This is a genomic window from Larkinella soli, from assembly GCF_003703975.1.
In the GTDB taxonomy this organism is placed as follows: domain Bacteria; phylum Bacteroidota; class Bacteroidia; order Cytophagales; family Spirosomataceae; genus Larkinella; species Larkinella soli.
Map to the genome: position 1 here is coordinate 105,895 of NZ_QTJY01000009.1, position 17,727 is coordinate 123,621.

The window sequence follows — 17,727 nt, forward strand, 5'->3', positions numbered from 1 at the left end:
CGGAAGGCCGTATCTCATGGTTTTTATCGTATGCTCACGCTCAACTCCCGTCTGCTCACCCTCCTTTTCCTGACTCTGGGGCTGTCGGTTCAGGCCCAGAAAAAGCCGGCCGACGCCAACTTCGTTCTGATTCCTCCGGGTACTTCCGAAGCCGACATTGTCCGAAATGCCGCCACCCTCCGGCCCTCCGCCCGCCAACTGCGCTGGCAGCAGCTGGAGGTAACCGGCTTTTTTCATTTCGGCGTCAACACCTTCACCGACCGCGAGTGGGGCGACGGCACCGAAGACCCGAAGATTTTCAACCCGACGCAGCTCGATGCGCGGCAGTGGGTCCGGGCGGCTAAGGAAGGCGGCATCCGGCAGGTGATCCTGACGGCCAAACACCACGACGGTTTCTGCCTCTGGCCCAGTAAATACACCGGGCATTCCGTTAAAAACAGCCCCTGGAAGGGCGGAAAGGGCGATGTCGTCCGGGAGGTGGCCGACGCCTGCCGCGAGCAGGGCATCGGTTTCGGGGTCTACCTCTCGCCATGGGACCGCAACTCGAAACTCTACGGCACCGATGCCTACAACGACTATTTCGTCAACCAGCTGACCGAACTGCTCACTCAATACGGAAAGGTGGACGAGGTCTGGTTCGACGGGGCCAACGGCGAGGGGCCGAACGGCAAAAAGCAGGTCTACGACTTCGACCGCTGGTATGAGCTGATCCGGAAGCTTCAGCCGGAAGCCACCATTGCCGTGATGGGGCCGGATGTGCGCTGGGTCGGGACGGAAAGCGGCTACGGGCGCGAAACCGAATGGAGCGTGGTGCCGGCCAACCACATGCAGCCGGAAGGCATCGCTGAACGTTCCCAGAAAGATCTGGCCTTCAAACCGCAGGGCGACATGATGGGCGACGACCTCGGCAGCCGGGAGAAGATCCGCACCGCCAAAGCCCTGGTCTGGTATCCCGCCGAAACCGATGTTTCCATCCGTCCGGGCTGGTTCTACCATTCGAAGGAAGATAACCAGGTCAAAACGCCCGAAAAACTGCTCGACATCTACTTCAGCTCGGTCGGTCGCAACGGGGTGCTGCTGCTGAACGTTCCGCCCGACCGGCGGGGGCTGATCCACGAAGCCGACGTGGCCGCCCTGAAAGGCTGGAAGCGCCTGATCGACGACACCTTCCGGACCAATCTCGCCAAAGGAGCCTCGGTTCGCCATGACAGCGGCCGGGGGGCTGCCGGTCTGCCCGACGGCGGTCCTTCCCACTGGACCACCAACGGCACCGAAACGACCGGCACCATTGAATTGGCCCTCAAAGGTTCGCAGACTTTCGATGTGCTGGCTTTGCAGGAAGACATCGCGTCCGGGCAGCGGGTGGAGAAGTTCGTATTGGAATATTGGGCAAACGACGCCTGGAAGAAAGCCGCCGAAGGCACGACCATTGGTTACAAGCGGCTGCTGCGCTTCAACCCGGTCACCACCGACCGCATCCGGCTCCGCATCGAGTCGGCCCGGCTGAACCCGGTGTTGACGGCACTGGGGATTTATCGGCTGGCGAAATAAAAGACCACCCCCCGGCCCCCTCCTGTTCCAGGAGGGGGTGGCTTCGCAGGCATAAAAAGAGGCAGCGCCCTCTCCCCCTCCTTGGTAAGGAGGGGGCCGGGGGGTAGTCGGCGCCCCTTGTAGCTCGGTATGATAAGTTAACCTGAAGCGCTTTTGTCATCCCGACGCAGGAGGGATCTCCGGGCTCGGGCGGCTTTTACCCCATAACCGCACCGGCGGACCCTGAAGGGGGCTTAGCGCTGCTTGATTAACACGGCGGGGCGACGGTCGACACCGCGCTCATCCGCGTGGGCAAGGGCTAACCGAAGTCCTACCGGCTGAACTGGGCCTACGAAGCGGAGGTCACCGTGGAGATCGAGCCGGAACGTTATGCCTGGCTGGTCGTTTCGGGGCCGAACGGATAGCCGCTACCGATGATGATGCTGCAGGGTGGAGTAGGCAACGCCGAAATGAGTGGGCAGCCCGATGGCCGGGCAACTGCTCAGGACGGCGATCCGGATGAGGGCCATGTGGTGAATGGCGTGTTCGATGTTGTGGTGCAGCTCGCGGGCGAACGAGGAAGGAATCCGGACCGTCTCCGCCCCGCTGACCGACAGGTCGGCTTCCAGTTGCAGCGGCTGGTTCAGGTCCAGGCGCTGAACGGCCCGGTCGATGGCCCCGATGCGACGCAGGACTTCGTCGGGATCGACTTCCAGCCGAAGGTCGCGCACCCGGCGGTCGTAGTTCAGGCAGCCCGTCTGCGTACTTCCCAACAATAATTCATAAAATTCAAGAATGTGACGAACGTGCTTGCCGATGGTGTTTCCGGACAGAACCGCCAGCGGGCGGGCATATTCCGCGCCGGTCAACTGACCGACAACGGCGGCCAGCTGCGTGAGAATATCGGAACTGGCAAATTTCAGGGATTGGGCGGAACAGGACATAAACGCTACAACCATTGCTCAGGAAGAGAACGTAATTTATCGAATTTGCCATACATTTCCATGGGCCGGACCGGTCATTTCATACTTAAAAAGTGAGCGTTCCGGAAGGTTTTTCTTTTTACTCCTCTCAATAAATAATAGTACTTTTTTCGTAATTCTTAAAATTTTGTTTTATACGTTTCCCAAAGTAAAAAATAAAATAAGTTATTTGGAGAAAAACACCGCCGGCCATATTCCGGACCTGTTGACCCAAACTTCATCCTGTTTATGACATCTAAATTTTACCGTTTGCTGACCGCCCTGCTGGTGCTGGGCATCGCCGTGGCCCGCGCCCAGACGCTGCCTTCCCCGAAGGAGCATTTCGGCTTCAACATCGGCGACGACTACCAGCTGGCCACTTACACCCAGACCGAAGCGTACTTTAAAAAACTGGCGGCTTCCGACCGCGTGAAGCTTGTCGACATCGGCCTGACCGAAGAGGGACGGCATCAGTACATGCTCATCGTGTCGTCGCCGGAGAACCTGAAAAAGCTGGACCGTTACAAGGAGATTTCGCAGCGGCTGGCCCGGGCCGAAGACCTGACCGACGAGCAGGCCCGGGCGCTGGCGGCCGAGGGCAAAGCCGTGGTCTGGATCGACGGCGGGCTGCACTCGACCGAAACCGTCGGCACCATGCAGCTCATCGAAACCGCCTGGCAGCTCACCAGCCGCAAGGACCCCGAGACGATGCGCATCCTCGACCAGGTGGTCGTGCTGCTGACCCACGCCAACCCCGACGGGCAGGAACTGGTTGCCAACTGGTACATGCGCGAAACCAAACCCGAGAAACGCTCGCAGGAGAACCTGCCGCGGCTGTATCAGAAATACGTCGGCCATGACAACAACCGGGATTTCTTCATCATGAACATGAAGGAGTCGCAGAACATCGGCCGGCAGCTGTTCATCGAATGGATTCCGCAGATCATGTATAACCACCACCAGCGCGGCCCGGCCGGGTCGGTGCTGGCCGGACCGCCCTACCGCGACCCGTTCAACTACGTCTTCGACCCGCTGATGGTGACGGGCATCGACGCTCTCGGGGCCGCCATGGTCAACCGCCTGAACGCCGAGAACAAACCCGGTTTCACGCGGCTTAACGGCTCCAGCTTCTCCACCTGGTACAACGGCGGTCTGCGCACGACGACCCACTTTCACAACATGATCGGCCTGCTGACGGAGATCATCGGCAACCCGACGCCCGAAACCGTGCCGCTGGTGCCGCAGCGCCTGATTCCCAACGGCGCGACGCCCTTCCCGGTGACGCCCCAGAAGTGGCACTTCAAGCAGTCCATCGATTATTCGCTTTCGCTCAACTACGCCACGCTCGACTATGCCGCGCGGCACCGCGACCAACTGCTGTTCAACATCTACCGCATGGGCAAAAACTCCATCGAACGCGGCAGCGCCGACTACTGGACGCTCTCGCCGAAGCGCGTCGATGCGATCAATCAGGCGTATCAGGCCGACCTGAGAAAGAACAGTCCGTCCGGAAACGCCGGCGGCACGGCCGCTGCCGATCCCCTGGGCTGGTCGTCGCGCGGGAACGGGATTCCGGCCAAATATTACGATTCGGTGCTGCGGGCGCCGGCCCTCCGCGACCCGCGCGGGTTCATCATCCCGTCCGACCAGCCGGACTTCCCGACGGCCGTCAAATTCCTCAACGCGCTGATCAAAACCGGGATTCAGGTTCAGGAAGCCACGGCGGAGTTCACGGTGGGCGGAAAGAACTACCCGGCCGGGTCGTACGTCGTGAAAACCAATCAGGCCTTCCGCCCGCACGTGCTGGATATGTTCGAGCCGCAGGACCACCCCAACGACTTCCAGTATCCGGGCGGCCCGCCGATCCGGCCCTACGATGCCGCCGGCTGGACGCTGGCCTACCAGATGGGCGTGCAGTTCGACCGCGTTCTCGACGCCTTCGACGGCCCGTTCAAAAAGCTGCCCTACGGCGAACTGCTGAATCCGCAGGGGCGCGTCGGGTCCTCGTCCGGCGGGTATGTGCTGAGTGCGAAGGTCAACAACTCGTTCCTCGTCGTCAACGACCTGCTGAAAGCCGGGGCGGAGGTCTATCGCCTGCCGGCCGGTCTGCCGGGGAATACTTCCGTGGAGTCGGGCGCCTTTTTCGTGCCTTCCTCGTCGCGGGCGAAAACCGTTCTGGACAAAGCCGCCAGAGAACTGGGCATCGTGGCCGAAGGGGTCGCCCGGCGTCCGGCCGGGAATCTGGTGAAGGTGGCTCCCCAGCGGATCGCGCTCTGGGATACCTATGGGGGTTCGATGCCGTCGGGCTGGGTGCGCTGGCTGATGGAGCAATACCACTTTCCGATGCAGGTCATTTATGCGCAGGACATCGATGCGGGCGATCTGCGGAAGAAGTTCGACGTGATCGTGTTCGTGACGCGGGCCATCCCGGCCGTCGGACCGAACGCGGGCCGTGACAACGAATACGGCTTTGCAAGCCGCGAACCCAAGGCCGAGGAACTCCCGGCCGAATACCGCCCCTGGCTCGGAAAAATCACCGCCGAAAAATCCGTTCCGCAGCTGAAAGCCTTTCTGGAAGCGGGCGGCACCGTGGTGACCATCGGCACGAGCACCAACCTGGCTTACCACCTGAACCTGCCGGTGAAGAACGCCCTGACCGAAATGACCACCGGCGGGCAGGAGCGGCCGCTGCCGGCGGAGAAATACTATATTCCGGGAAGCGTCCTGCGGGTGTCGCTCGATTCGACCCAGCAGGCCACCTGGGGCATGGCTTCGCAGAGCGACGTCTATTTCGACGCCAGCCCGGTGTTCAAACTGGCTCCGGATGCGGTGGCGAAAGGCGCGGTGAAACCGCTCGCGTGGTTCTCGACCGCCAAACCCCTCCGCAGCGGCTGGGCCTGGGGGCAGGCTTACCTGCAGGATGGGGTGGCGGCCTTCATGGCCCCGGTCGGCGCCGGAAAGCTCTACGCCTTCGGGCCGGAGATTACCTTCCGGGCGCAGGCGCAGGGCACGTTCAAGCTGTTGTTCAATCAGTTGTACGGGGGCGGGAAGTAGGACCACCCCCGATCCGAAGCGAAAAACCACCCCAACCCCTCCTTACCAAGGAGGGGCTTTTTTTGTTATCACTCGTCCGTCAGGTGACAAGACCCGTTCGGATGCAAAAAAATACCCCCTCCTTATCAAGGAGGGGGCCGGGGGGGGTGGTTTACCAGCCCGGATTCTGCTTCAGGGCCGGATTCAGGGCCAGTTCGTTGATCGGCAGGGGCCAGAGGTAATCCCGGGCCGGGTCGAACTTGCGGAAGCTGGCGGGCTGCACCAGAATGAAGTTGTCGGGCGTCAGGTTGACGGCCACCGTCGTGCCGAATTCATCCCTGAAGAAGAAATTCCCCAGCACCGGCTTGGGCAGTTCGGTTTCGGCAATCTTCCACCGGACGATGTCCCAGTAGCGGAAGCCTTCCTGCGCCAGTTCCACCCGGCGTTCGCGCCGGATTTCCTCCTGCATGTTCAGGCCGTTGGCCGTCACAAAGGCGTTGCTCAGTTTGGCCACCCCGCCCCGCTGCCGCAGCCGATTGAGGGTCAGGTCGAGGTCGGCGTCGGTGATGCTGCCGGTGAGTTCATACTGCGCTTCCGCGTAGGTGAGCAACACCTCGGCATACCGCAGAAGGGGCCGGTCGATGAGTGACGCCTGCGTGTTCCAGTCGTCGATGTTGGCGAATTTGCGGAACATGAAGCCGGTTTTGTTGAAGACCAGCGGAGCAATGTCGAAGATCGGCTTCGTGGTCATCATCGGGTCGCCCCGTTTCATGAAGGTGTCGCTCATGCGGGTGTCGCGGTCTTTGAAGACCTCGGTCGACGTGGCCGGTTTTTTATACAGGGGCGACTTCGTAATAGGCAGCCCGTCTTTCATCAGGTACGAATCGGCCAGGCTCTTGGTCGGGTTCATGTTGCCGTTTTCCAGCGTTCCCCGGTAGTAGGCGTGGGTCAGGACGCGTTCGGTGGTCGAGACGCCGTATTGCTTCACGATGATGTTCTCCCGGTTCTGACGACCTTCCCCCGCATACTGGAACAGGTCGAAATAGCTGCCGTACAGGTCGTGCTGCTTGCTGTCGATGACGGCTTTGGCCGCGGCCACGGCCAGCGTCAGGTGCTTGTTCGGGTCGCCGTACTTGTGAAACTTGGCCCGCGTCCCTTCGAACAGCGCCACCCGGGCCTTGAAGGCCAGCGCGCCCGTGTTCGAAATGCGTCCGTAGTCGGCATTGCCGAGGGCGGTCGGCGTCGGCAGCTTCTGGGCGGCAAAGTCGAGATCCTGGTAAATCTGGTCGACGATCTGGTCGCGGGTGGCGGCCGGGGCCGTCAGTTCGGGTGCGTTTTCGTCGAGCGTTTTCAGGATCAGCGGCACGCTGCCGTAGCGCTGCACCAGCGTGAAATACCCCCAGGCGCGGAAGAAGCGGGCTTCGGCCAGGTAGCGGTCGACCACGGTCGCCCCGGCCACCGGAATGGCCCGCGGTCCTTTTTCCAGAATGTTGTTGGCCGTCCGGATCAGGTTGTACGGGGTGTTGTAGTCGTTGGTCGCCGTGGCCGGGGCCAGCCGCGAGCCGTCGCTGATGTTGTTGGCCGCCAGCCCGTAGGCGTCATCCGACCAGTTGTCGTCCGAGTTAAAGGCCGGCAGGAACGTGTACAGGTAATTCGACGCGGTTTTAAGGTCGGACTCGGAGTTCCAGAACGTGGCGTCGCTGATGCTCGTCTCGGGCAGACGGTCGACCTCGCAGGCCGAGGTACCGGCCAGCAGGGCGAATGCCAGAAATGTATGTTTGATGGTAAGTTTCATAAGTCTTTTTTCGGGTAATAAATCGGGTCAGGACGGTTAGAATGAGATATTCAGGCCGATCGATGCGGTGGCGAAGAACGGGTAATCGTTCTCGACGCCGTCGCGCTGCTCGGGATCGAAATAGCCCTGAAAGGCGCCCAGCCCGCTGATGGTGAACAGATCCTGGCCGGAGAAGAAGAACCGCGCCCGGGCCACCTTGATCCGCTGGGTAAAGGTCGAGGGCAGCGTGTAGCCGATCTGGATGTTCTTCAGACGCATATAGCTGGCGTTCAGTACCCACTTGTCCGACGACTGGTAGTTGTGCGTGCCGCCGACGTAGGGCCGGGGATACAGCGCATCCGTATTTTCGGGCGTCCAGTAGTCGCGGTGGATCGCCAGCGCCTGTTTCCAGGTCACCAGCAGCGGGGCGATGGCTTCCGTGTTGGGGCGATAATTCCGCTTGCCGACGCCCTGGAAGAAGGCCGAGAAGTCGAACCCTCTCCACTGCGCTCCCAGCGTCACGCCGAACAGATAGCGGGGCTGGGTACTGCCGAGCAGCACCAGGTCGCCGTAGTCTTCCGAGCTGCCTTTCCCGACCGTCAGGCGGCCGTCGGCGTTGCGGTCGATGTATTTGACGTCGCCCGGGCCGGTACGGTTATCCTGGAAGGCCCAGTTCTTTACCTCATCGGCCGTTGCGAAATAGCCCGTCGTCTGGTAACCCCAGATGGTATTGATCGGGTAGCCTTCGATGAGGTTGTTCGTACCGGCCGAGATCACCTTGCGCCCCGAGAAGCTGAGCAGCTTGTTCTGGTTGTCGGAGAAGTTGATGGAGAGCGAGTAGTTGAACTCCTTGCCGATGCGGTCGCGGAACCGCAGTTCGGTTTCCCAGCCCCACGACTTCAGCTCGCCGTTGTTCCGGCGCGGGGTGCCGATCCCGATCGTGGCCGGTAACTGCTGCGGGGTGAGCATGTTCCGGTTATACTTGACGTAATAATCGCCACTGAACTGGAGTCGATTCTGGAAGAAGCCGAGGTCAATCCCGCCGTTGGTGGTTTCGATGGTTTCCCACGACAGGCTGGCCGACGGAATCGAGCCCTGGAAGATATAAGAGGTGCGCGTATCGCCCAGCACGAGGTTGTTGTTCCGGCTCAGCTGGCTGAGGTAATCGTAATAGCCGATGGCGTCGCCGAGCGCCCCGCCCAGACGGCCCCACGATCCGCGCAGCTTGAGTTCGGAGAAGAAGGGCAGCTTGTCACCGAACCACGGCTCGCGGTGGACGTTCCAGCCGATGGAGGCCGAGGGGAAGATTTTTCTGCGCAGACCGGGCGCCAGCCGGGAGCTTTCGTCGGACCGCAGGGTGGCCTCGATCAGGTATTTGTCATCATAATTGTAGTTGAACCGCCCGAAGACCGACTGATAGGCATACGTCCGGATCGTCTGAAGGTTGGCCTTGGTGCGGTCGTCGCCGAGGTTGAGCGTCGGCAGGTCGTTGCTGACGAGGTTGCTGGCCGAAGAGAACACCTGGTCGAAGCGGAAATCCTCCCACTGATACCCGGCAAACAGGCCGAAATTATGCTTGTCGCCAAGCTTGAAGTCGTAGTTCGCCAGGAATTGCAGGTTCGTGTTTTTGGTCAGTTCGTCGGTGATCTGGTAGGAGTTGACCTGGTTCAGATAACTCAGAACCTTCGATTTACCCCAGAGCGGTACGGTCCGGAAGAACACCTCCCGGTCGCCCAGGCGGTATTGCGTTCCGGCCACGGCCCGCAGTTGCAGACCCTTCACGAAGTTGCCGAGCGTCATGGTAAAGACGCCGTCGAAAAAATTCTGGTTGTAGTTGTTATACCCGCCGGCTTCGAGGGCTCCGTAGGCCGTGGCGGCCGAACCCGCGCCGTTGTAGCGGCCCTCTGGGGTGAAAAAGGGCGTCCGGGTGCGCAGGCGATAGACCTGGTAGAGCAGACCGCCCCCGTTGGCGTCGACCGACGAGCTTTTCGTCCGTTCGTTGGTGTACGACAGGCGGCTGTCGAGCGAGAGGTGTTTGGTCAGCTGCGAGCCGAGGTTGACGCGCAGGTTATAGCGTTTGTAGTTGTCCGGCCCCACCTTGAACACGCCCTGTTTGTTGTAATACCCGGCCGAGATCAGGAAGTTCAGCTTGTCCGTACCGCCCCGGGCCGTCAGGTTGTGGGTCTGCATGGAGGTGTATTTCCGCAGCAGGACGTCCGTCAGCGACTTCTGGTTGTAATAAAGGTAGGTGGCCGTGTCGAGCGGGTTGACCACGTAGGGAACGCCGTCGCGGATGCGCTTCAGGTCCTCCTCGGTATATTCCGGGCCGCTGCCCGAGTTTTTCCGGGCGAGGTTGGAGAACTCGGCTTCTTCGAGCAGCGACATCCGGCCCGGCACGTTGATCGACCAGTCGACACCCTGCTGGGCGAGGTAGTCGAAGGTCACCTTACCGGATTTGCCTTTCTTGGTGGTGATCAGAATGACGCCCCCGGCGGCCTGCGCACCGTAGATGGCGGCCGCGGCCGCATCCTTCAGGACGCTGATGTTCTCGACGTCGTTCGGGTTCAGCGTCTGCATGGTGCTGATTGGAACGCTCACCCCGTCGAGGACAACCAGCGGGTTCACGTTGCCGTTGGCCGAACTGACCCCGCGAATCTGGATGGTGATGTTTTCACGGCCCGGCTGGCCGTTCGTCCGGTTGATGATCAGCCCCGGCGTCACCCCCTGCAGGGCGCTGGAGAGATTGCTCGACGGCCGATTCTCGATGACTTTGGAATCGACGGTCGAAACCGCCCCCGTCAGGTTTACCTTCTTCTGCACCCCGTAGCCGACCACGACCACTTCCTCCAGACTTTTATCGTCCACCTGAAGTTTGATGTCGATCGTCGACTGGCTGCCGACCGGTATTTCCTGCCGCAGGTAGCCCACGAAGCTCACGATCAGCACGGCGTTGTTGTCCGGCACCGTGAGCCGGTATCGGCCTTCATTGTCGGTGGTGGTGCCGCGGGTGGTGCCTTTCACGACGATGCTCACCCCCGGCAGCCCTTCGCCTTTCTCATCTGTGACGCGGCCCGCAACGGGCTGGTCGGCCCGGGCGGCCATCGCATCGGCCGGAACCGTCGGCAGGGCGGGTGCCAGACTCTGGTTACCGGCCTGCCGGCTCAGGAGAATACGCCCGCCGGTGACCCGGTAGGTGATCGACAGCGGTTTCAACACGTTTTCCAGCACCACCTGCAGCGGCTGGCTCTCAACGTTCACGGAAGTACGGCGCTCGGCCCCGATGGCTTTGGGGCTATACATGAACCGGATGTCGGCTTCATTTTCAATCAGAGAGAGAACCGTTTTGAGTGATTTTGCTTCCACCTGAAGGGTGATTTTCCGTTCCAGCAGGTCCTGGGCCCGCGTCACCGTCGCGTAGGCCATACTCAGGCTGCCGATCATCAGCAGGAGCTGAAGCGAAATCCGGGAAACGGTCCGCAGCCATGCGTTCGTCGGTAAGGATTGTTTCATAGAAGTTGGTAATGGTTTATTGGAAAGGGTTGGTTATTTGCATCCGTTGCTGTACAGAACCACCTGCCCGTCGACGACTTCGTAGCGGGCCTGGATCATCTCGCAGATCAGGTTCAGTTTTTCGAAAAGCGGTTCGTTGCCCATCTGGGCCGTCAGGTTGCATTCCGCCACGACCTTCGCGTCGTAGATCATCTTCACGCCGTAAATCTGCTCCAGAGTGCTGAGCACCTGGGGAAGCGGGGCCTCCCGGAATTCAAAGGGATTCGTCTCGGTCGTCGTGATGAGCATCACGGGGTTTTCCACCAGCGTTTTGATTAGGTGTTCGTCGGCTTTGGAATACAGGGCCTGCTGGTTGGGCAGCAGCACCATCGCGTCGGAGGAAGCCGGCCGGCCGGGTTTTGCCTTGGCGACCATCACCCTCCCGGTCCGGACTGCCACCGACACGTGCGAATCGCCTTCGTAGGCCCTGACCCGGAAGCTCGTGCCGAGCACCTTCGTCACGACGTTCCCGGTATATACCAGAAAGGGTTTGGCGGGGTTGCGGGTCACCTCGAAGAAGGCTTCGCCCGTCAGGTAGACGGTCCGTTCGGTTTTTCCGAAATCAGGGCTAACCCGCAGGCGGCTTCCCGGCGTCAGCGTCACTTTCGACCCGTCGCTGAGCCGAACCCGCTCCGTCAGGCCGTTGGCGCCCGTCGCCGGGTCGGTCATCGGGGTCGTCCGGGCTTCGGCGGGCCGGGTCGGGGCCGTCGTTCGTTCGAGGGTCGTGTAGGCGCCGTAGCCGAGACCCAGCACCATCAGAACCGAGGCCGCCCACCGGATGGCCGGGCCGCGAAAGGCCTTTTGGAACCCGGCCGGTCGGCGGTAAAAAGGGAGGACGGATCGGCTTTGCGTGTCGTCCAGAATCTGGTCGATGCCCTGCCGGACCTCTTCAGAATCGGCGGCCGGGTCTTCCACCTGCAGCGCCCAGACCAGAATGCGGGCCTGCTCGATGATCTCGTCCTGCTCCGGATGGCGAACCTGCCACGTAATCCAGAACGTATCCGTCGGGGGCAGTTCTCCCAGCACCCACCGGCGGAAGTAGGGGTCCTGGGCAAAGTCTTCGGGTAGGAATCGCGTATAATCTTTCACGGACAAATCCCGGAATTTCCCGGTTTCCGACTATAAAGAGCCGGACGGATCCGATTCGTCCTGAAAAAAATGGAAGAAAATTTTAATGACGGGCGAAAAACACCAGCAGTAGGGTCAGGAACCAGTTTTTGCGGAGGAGCCGCAGGGATTCGTAGACCAGGTTGACGGCCGAGTGGTACTGGATGGACATCATCCGGGCGATATCGTCATAGTCCAGTTCCTGATAAAACCGGAGATAGAGGGCCTCGCGCTGGCGTTTGGTCAGCTGTTCGAGCAGGTGGCGCAGTTTTAACTGGTTCTCCTGCTGCATCTCCTCCTGAATCAGGCCGGTTTCCACCGCAAACTGGACGTCGAAGGCGTATTCGTCACCCATCGCTTCGGTCGACTCGAACCGGCGGTGTTTGCGGGTTTCCTTCAACAGCTTCCGCCGGAAGGAAATCAGCAGGTAGGCCCGGATCGACCGGACCGCGTCGAGCCGTTCGCGCTGGTTCCAGAGGTCGACGAACAGGTCGTGCAGGCAGTCTTTGACCAGGTCCCGGTCAGGGCAGAGCCGGAGACCATACCGGAGCAGAAGGGCGTAATACTGATCGAGCAGGGCCGCAAAGGCTTTCCGGTCGCCGAGCCGGAACGCCTGCCACAAGACCTGCTCCTGGCTCGGATGGTCGGCGGGCTCCGACTCCGGTTCGACAGGCGGCAGGATGAGGGGTTGCAGACGGTTGCTGATCATGAACGGGATCGGGTTTCGTGTGGCCGAACGTACCCCTAAAAGAAGAGGCCCGGAGTGATTTACTGATCGGTGCCAAAACGAAGCGGAGACGGCCGGGGGGCCGTCTCCGCTTCGCAGGGAACGAAACCGAAACTCAGGGTTGCAGCAGTACTTTTTTGGTAACCTGCTTCTTCCCCTGCAGAAGCCGAATCAGTACTTCGCCCCGCACGCCGGTGGGCAGCGTCATCGTTTCCTCCTGCATCCGGTCGGTGCCCCGGACCTCCCGCAGCAGAAGGCGCCGACCCGTCAGGTCCAGCACTTCCAGGCGGCTCGGCGTATCGGAAGGAGCATAAAACTGCACCTGAAACGGCCCGTCGCTTGGGTTGGGATACACCAGCAGGATCAGTTCCCCGGCCGTTTCCGCTTCGGCCGCTTTCCGGCTGCCGCTGGGGCAGGAGATGGTTTTAGGGCTACCCGTCAGCGTAAAGCCCTGACCCGTCACCCGCACGCTGATCGCCTGTGAGGACCCGTTTTTGATCGCCGACGGCGTCGGGAAGTTGAAGCCGTGCCGGCCGTCGCCCTTGCCCGCATTCTGCAGGTCCTGGCGGTAGTTGGCGGCCGTCAGACTGCCGACCACATTGCCGTTGGCCAGCACGTCGATGCTCAGGGCCGTGTTGGGGCTGCTCTGGCTGTAGACCCAGCCGCCGATGTTGCGGCAATCGGCCACGTCGAGGTGCCCTTCATACGGCCCGGCCGGGTTGCTGCCCGTCGGCGTGGTCGGCGGTGGGGTCGTGCCGCCCGGACAGCCCACCGACTCGAAGCGGAACAGCCGGTGGTTCTGGAAGCCCTCGGCCGTTGTGCCCCACAGCTGCAGGGCCGGTTCGGCTCCGAAGCCGCGCAGGTCCCAGGTCACTCCGGTGCCGCCACTGACGCGCCAGGCTCCGCTGCCGTTGTCCTGCAGGGTCCAGTGTTGCCGACTGTCGCCGGTGGGGGCACTCAGCCGCAGGGGTTCCCCGAAGCCCCAGCCGTTGACGCTCATGACCTGCCCGCTGCCGTTCTGGGTCACAAAGCGGTACTGACTGCCCACAGCCTCCGCCCGCCAGGTCTGGGCATTGCTGCCGCCGGCCTCACGCTGTTCGACGGTCTGGTTGCCCAAGGCTTCCATCACCTTGCCGGTCTGCACCGAGCGGATGCGGTAGCAGCCTGACAGGTTCCCGCCGGTCGGGGGCGGGGAGGGGGGAGGGGTGGTGCCGCTGCCGGCACAGGTGACGGTTTTCGGGCTGCCGGTCAGGGCGTAACTGCTGCCCTGCACCCGCACGGTGAGCGATTGCGACTGGCCGTTTTTGATCGCGGCCGGCGGGGCGTAGTTGAAACCGTGCCGGCCGTCGCCTTTCCCGGCACCGACCAGATCGGCGCGGTATTCAGCGGCCGAAAAGGCTCCTACGACCGTGCCGTTGGCGAGCAGTTCGAGCGTCAGGGGCGTGTTGGGCTGGTTGCGATCCCAGACCCAGCCCCAGAGGTTGTTGCAGTCGGCCCCGTCCAGAAAGCCTTCGTAGGCTCCGCCGGGAGGGTTGGTCGGGTTGGTGGGGGTAAAGGTGCCGGGGCAGCCGGTAGACTGGAAGGCAAACCGCTGGTTGTCGTTGCCGTGCTGGCTCCAGAGGAAGATGCCGGCCCCATTGTCTAAGCTGACCCCCTCGACGTCGACGGCCATGCCGGAAGCATAGGAGGGAATCAGTTTATAGGTACCGTCGCCGTAAGGTTCGATGCGCCACTTCTGCTGGGCCGAGCCGTTCCAGTCGTATTGATGGATGGGTGTCCCCAGGTTGGTGGAAGCGCCGGCGGCATCCCAGATTTTATTGTTTGGCGTAGCAATGATACGATACGCAGAATGATTATCGATGGCTTCGAGCCGGAAAATCTGGTTAGGGGAGCCGTTGGCGTCCTGCTGGCGGATGCGGGTGCCGTTGTTGTTGTCGGCCACCTGCAGCAGCTTGCCCGAGTGCTTGGCGCGGATGGTGTAGCAGCCGTTGGCGAGGGGGGCGGAGGAGGTAGTGCCGGAGCCGGTATCGTCGACGATGGTGTAGGGGAAGTCGACGGCCTGGGAAAGAATGAGGTTACCATCCCCATTTTTAACGACGGCTCTGTACCGCCCGGTGCAGTTGCTGCCGATGGTTTGATCAAAACACAGGGCGGCATCCAGATCGGTGGTGGTTCCATCATCCCGCACCCAGGAGTACGAGGTGCCGGCCGGAGCAGAGACCGTTGAGCCGTCAGCACTTATGCTGATGCTTTGGGCTTCCGTCCCTAAGTCCTGCACGGTGACCCGGCCGCCGTTGGGATTCTGACACAAGGCTAAGATACTGGATGTCCAGCCATCGGCGGCTTTGGTCAGGCCGGTTAGGTTAAAGTGGGTGCCGTCTTCCCGGTCGGTAATGCCGTCGGTAGACGGACCGCTATGCACAAAAGGTAAGCCTGATCCCAAGGTCAGGTTTTGACCGTCGATGACGATCGAGGAAACCTGATTACTTTCGTAAGAAGTACGAGCGACGACCCAGGGAACCGTCCGCTTGAGATCGTTGCGGGATTGCTGGATAACATATTGCAATTTCTGAGCGTACTCGCTGGCGTTGCGGACGTAGCGCTTTTCCTGGCTGAAACTATTCCCGAAAAGAGCTGGAATCACCTTGCCATTTTCGTTAACCAAATCCTTGTCACCCCATCTCGTTAACCCTGTGCTACCTTCCCTCAGCGCAACGTTGTCGGTTTCTCCCTGCATCCAAAGGACTGCTCTGACTCCATATGTTGAAGCATAATTTCTCAATACATTTGCAAAAAAATGATAGGGAGAACCGGCAGGATAACGGTTATCTCCATTCAAATCGAAACTTGCTGATCGGGCATTTTGGTCGGTGGATGTTACCCGTTGGGTAACGGTTGTCCCGCCATAGGCGGCATTAAAAAAAGCGACGGGTGCCTGACAAGCCTGGGCAACTTTGGCACCGACTGAAGCCCAGTACCAATACGAATTCCCTGTTGGCCCGATTCCGGTTCGGAATTGGTCAGTAGTGGTCGGCACTAAGTTTTGAATCTTCTTATACTTGTCAGGCAGCCGAGTGGGATTACTTGTTCCCAATTCGGCTTCAGGGATGACGGCCGGAGACACCCGAACCGCATCCATAAAGGTGGTGTTAGGAGCCACCCGACCGCTTATGCCCTGCGCATTCGACTGACCTGCGATAATAAATACTTCCCCTACTCCGACTTTCCGTTTCTGTTCATAGGTTTTCGCACTACCAAAGGTGGGTTTGCGTACCGCCCGGACCGTAAGTTCATACCAGCCTTTGGGTAAGTCAGCCGGAATCGAGAAGTCGGTTTTGCCCTGAATCACCTGAAAGATGAGAGGCTGCTCACCGGTCGGATTGCCGGTGGTCAGGTCTAAGCGCTGGAAGAAGGCCTGCACCACATATCCTCCGCTCAGGAAAGTCTTTGAGTTGAAAGTGCCCAGGATGGTGATTCGCCCGCGACCGTTGCCGTCCTGTTGATAAACCGTCCCATCGAAAGGTACACTGACGTTCAGAGTTTGTGCAAACAAAACGGACGATTGAATAAAAAATGAAATAAAAAAAAAGCATACAATTTTTTGCATATTCAGGCTTGCTGTGATTGTTTAAAATTATGACAAGAGATATTCAAGACTATTGCGAGGTTAGGGACATTCATATTCGTAATCTGTAACACTAATTCCGCTTGGATCCTCTTCGGTTAACCATAAGGGACTTAATGAATACCCATACTTGATTTGGCGTTTAACCCGACCTTGTTTATCATATAAATAGCTATAATTTATCTGATATAGTTTACCTTCTCCCCATTCTCCGCTTTCTTTTGCTTCTATTACTTTTTTTAAAAGTAAATTTTTACTATGGCTACTTTCGAAGGATTTGATTTGAGGAAGATTTGGACGATTAGGCAGATAAGAATATGAGATAATTAACGCACCACGACGTGTTAATGTAGTCGGTATATCTTTTTCGGATCCTGATCTGAAATCTAAAGTATATTGTATTAAATTGCCGATGTTGTAATCATAAAAGGATGTAGAGGTTGCGTTTGTTATCTGAATAATATTTCCAAGAGCATCATAAGTTTCCTTTGAGGTACTATCTGCTATGATTTTACCCCAGTTATTCAAATTGTATTCTTTTACTTGATCCGCCATCATGTTATTGGCTTTATTTGTGTCAAACCACATCCTTTGTATGAAGATCTTGTTTAAGCGATATGAATATTTAATGATGAATTGACTATTTTTTTCTTCTAAAAGTCTTCCTAAGTCGTCATAAGAATAAGTAGTAGTAACTCCAGTTCCTATTCTGACTCGAGGGCCATTTTCAATTGAAATTGTCTCTGCATCTGGCAATTGTTTTTTAGAATTATTCATCACTTTATATATAGTTTTCACAATCCGACATCCATGAGGAGGTTGAGGTAGATTTGTAGGGTCGGTAAAGAGAGGTTCAACTTCGGTTTTGTGGCAGCTGATGGCTACCGAGAACAATATCAATAGAAAGGTAGAATGTGGCAGGAGTTTCATGAGGTGAATCTAACTTAACGGTGCTCAAAGATGAAATGCTTTATGTGTATGTGCAAGTATATGGCTGATAAATATCATGAGGTGTAACTGAAATAAGCCTTTGTTTTACAAGTGGTTGCACAAATGCCTGTTGTAGAAACAGCCTCAACCCTCATTGAGAGTGCGTTCCCCGCTGAAGGTGGTTTTGCGCTGGGTGAGGGAAATGGAGATGGGACTGTCATTAGTGGGGCTTCCTGTGGTCAGGTCAAGCTTCTGAAGGGATGCAGAAAGCAGGTACACCCCACCGGTGAGAAAAGAGCGGGAGTTGAAGTCACCCCGGATGATGATCTTGCCCTGGTGTTGGGCATTCTGCTGATAGACGGCACCCTCGATGGGCAGGCTGACGGTGAGTTTCTGAGCCTGAGCGCTCTCCACAGCACTCCAGCTTAACAGAATAACAAGTAACTTTCTGAGCATGTAAAAACATTGTTAATTATGTACAAACAAGTTA

At 59.0% G+C, this 17,727-nt stretch carries 10 protein-coding genes and 1 pseudogene; 2 read left to right on the plus strand and 9 right to left on the minus strand.

Features of this window, described 5'->3' with window-relative positions; genetic code table 11:
- The first annotated feature begins 30 nt into the window (after window positions 1-30).
- The gene (locus DX909_RS16835) at window positions 31-1,551 is read left to right on the plus strand and encodes an alpha-L-fucosidase (RefSeq protein WP_128546360.1); all 1,521 of its coding nucleotides are present in this window, start codon (window positions 31-33) and stop codon (window positions 1,549-1,551) included.
- Window positions 1,552-1,958: 407 nt separating this feature from the next.
- On the opposite strand, the gene DX909_RS16840 is transcribed toward DX909_RS16835, so the two are convergent.
- Complete coding sequence (locus DX909_RS16840) at window positions 1,959-2,489, minus strand: DinB family protein (protein WP_229311077.1); 531 nt, start codon at window positions 2,487-2,489, stop codon at window positions 1,959-1,961.
- A gap of 252 nt (window positions 2,490-2,741) precedes the next feature.
- Between DX909_RS16840 and DX909_RS16845 the strand changes: the two genes are divergently transcribed.
- Window positions 2,742-5,546, plus strand: a complete 2,805-nt coding sequence (locus DX909_RS16845) for a M14 family metallopeptidase (RefSeq protein WP_128546361.1) — start codon at window positions 2,742-2,744, stop codon at window positions 5,544-5,546.
- Window positions 5,547-5,697: 151 nt separating this feature from the next.
- Here the strand turns inward: DX909_RS16845 and DX909_RS16850 are convergent, their stop codons facing one another.
- The 8 genes and pseudogenes from DX909_RS16850 to DX909_RS16880 form a co-directional block, all read right to left on the minus strand.
- The gene (locus DX909_RS16850; protein ID WP_128546362.1) at window positions 5,698-7,320 is read right to left on the minus strand and encodes a RagB/SusD family nutrient uptake outer membrane protein; all 1,623 of its coding nucleotides are present in this window, start codon (window positions 7,318-7,320) and stop codon (window positions 5,698-5,700) included.
- A 36-nt stretch (window positions 7,321-7,356) separates the two neighbouring features.
- Window positions 7,357-10,809 (minus strand): TonB-dependent receptor, encoded by a 3,453-nt coding sequence (locus DX909_RS16855; protein ID WP_229311078.1) that lies wholly within the window; start codon window positions 10,807-10,809, stop codon window positions 7,357-7,359.
- Window positions 10,810-10,842: 33 nt separating this feature from the next.
- Window positions 10,843-11,937, minus strand: coding sequence for a FecR family protein (locus DX909_RS16860; protein ID WP_128546363.1), 1,095 nt, complete (start codon window positions 11,935-11,937; stop codon window positions 10,843-10,845).
- An 82-nt stretch (window positions 11,938-12,019) separates the two neighbouring features.
- Window positions 12,020-12,664, minus strand: coding sequence for an RNA polymerase sigma factor (locus DX909_RS16865; RefSeq protein ID WP_128546364.1), 645 nt, complete (start codon window positions 12,662-12,664; stop codon window positions 12,020-12,022).
- 133 nt (window positions 12,665-12,797) lie between these two features.
- Window positions 12,798-15,326, minus strand: a complete 2,529-nt coding sequence (locus DX909_RS16870; protein ID WP_229311079.1) for an RICIN domain-containing protein — start codon at window positions 15,324-15,326, stop codon at window positions 12,798-12,800.
- Between the two features lie 78 nt (window positions 15,327-15,404).
- Window positions 15,405-16,289, minus strand: a pseudogene (locus DX909_RS30105) (sialate O-acetylesterase); the annotation flags it as partial.
- 60 nt (window positions 16,290-16,349) lie between these two features.
- On the minus strand, window positions 16,350-17,237 hold the full coding sequence (locus tag DX909_RS16875) for a hypothetical protein (protein WP_128546366.1): 888 nt from the start codon (window positions 17,235-17,237) through the stop codon (window positions 16,350-16,352).
- Window positions 17,238-17,381: 144 nt separating this feature from the next.
- Window positions 17,382-17,693 carry a hypothetical protein gene (locus tag DX909_RS16880; RefSeq protein ID WP_128546367.1) on the minus strand — a complete coding sequence of 104 codons (312 nt, stop codon included), beginning with the start codon at window positions 17,691-17,693 and terminating at the stop codon, window positions 17,382-17,384.
- Window positions 17,694-17,727: the final 34 nt, after the last annotated feature.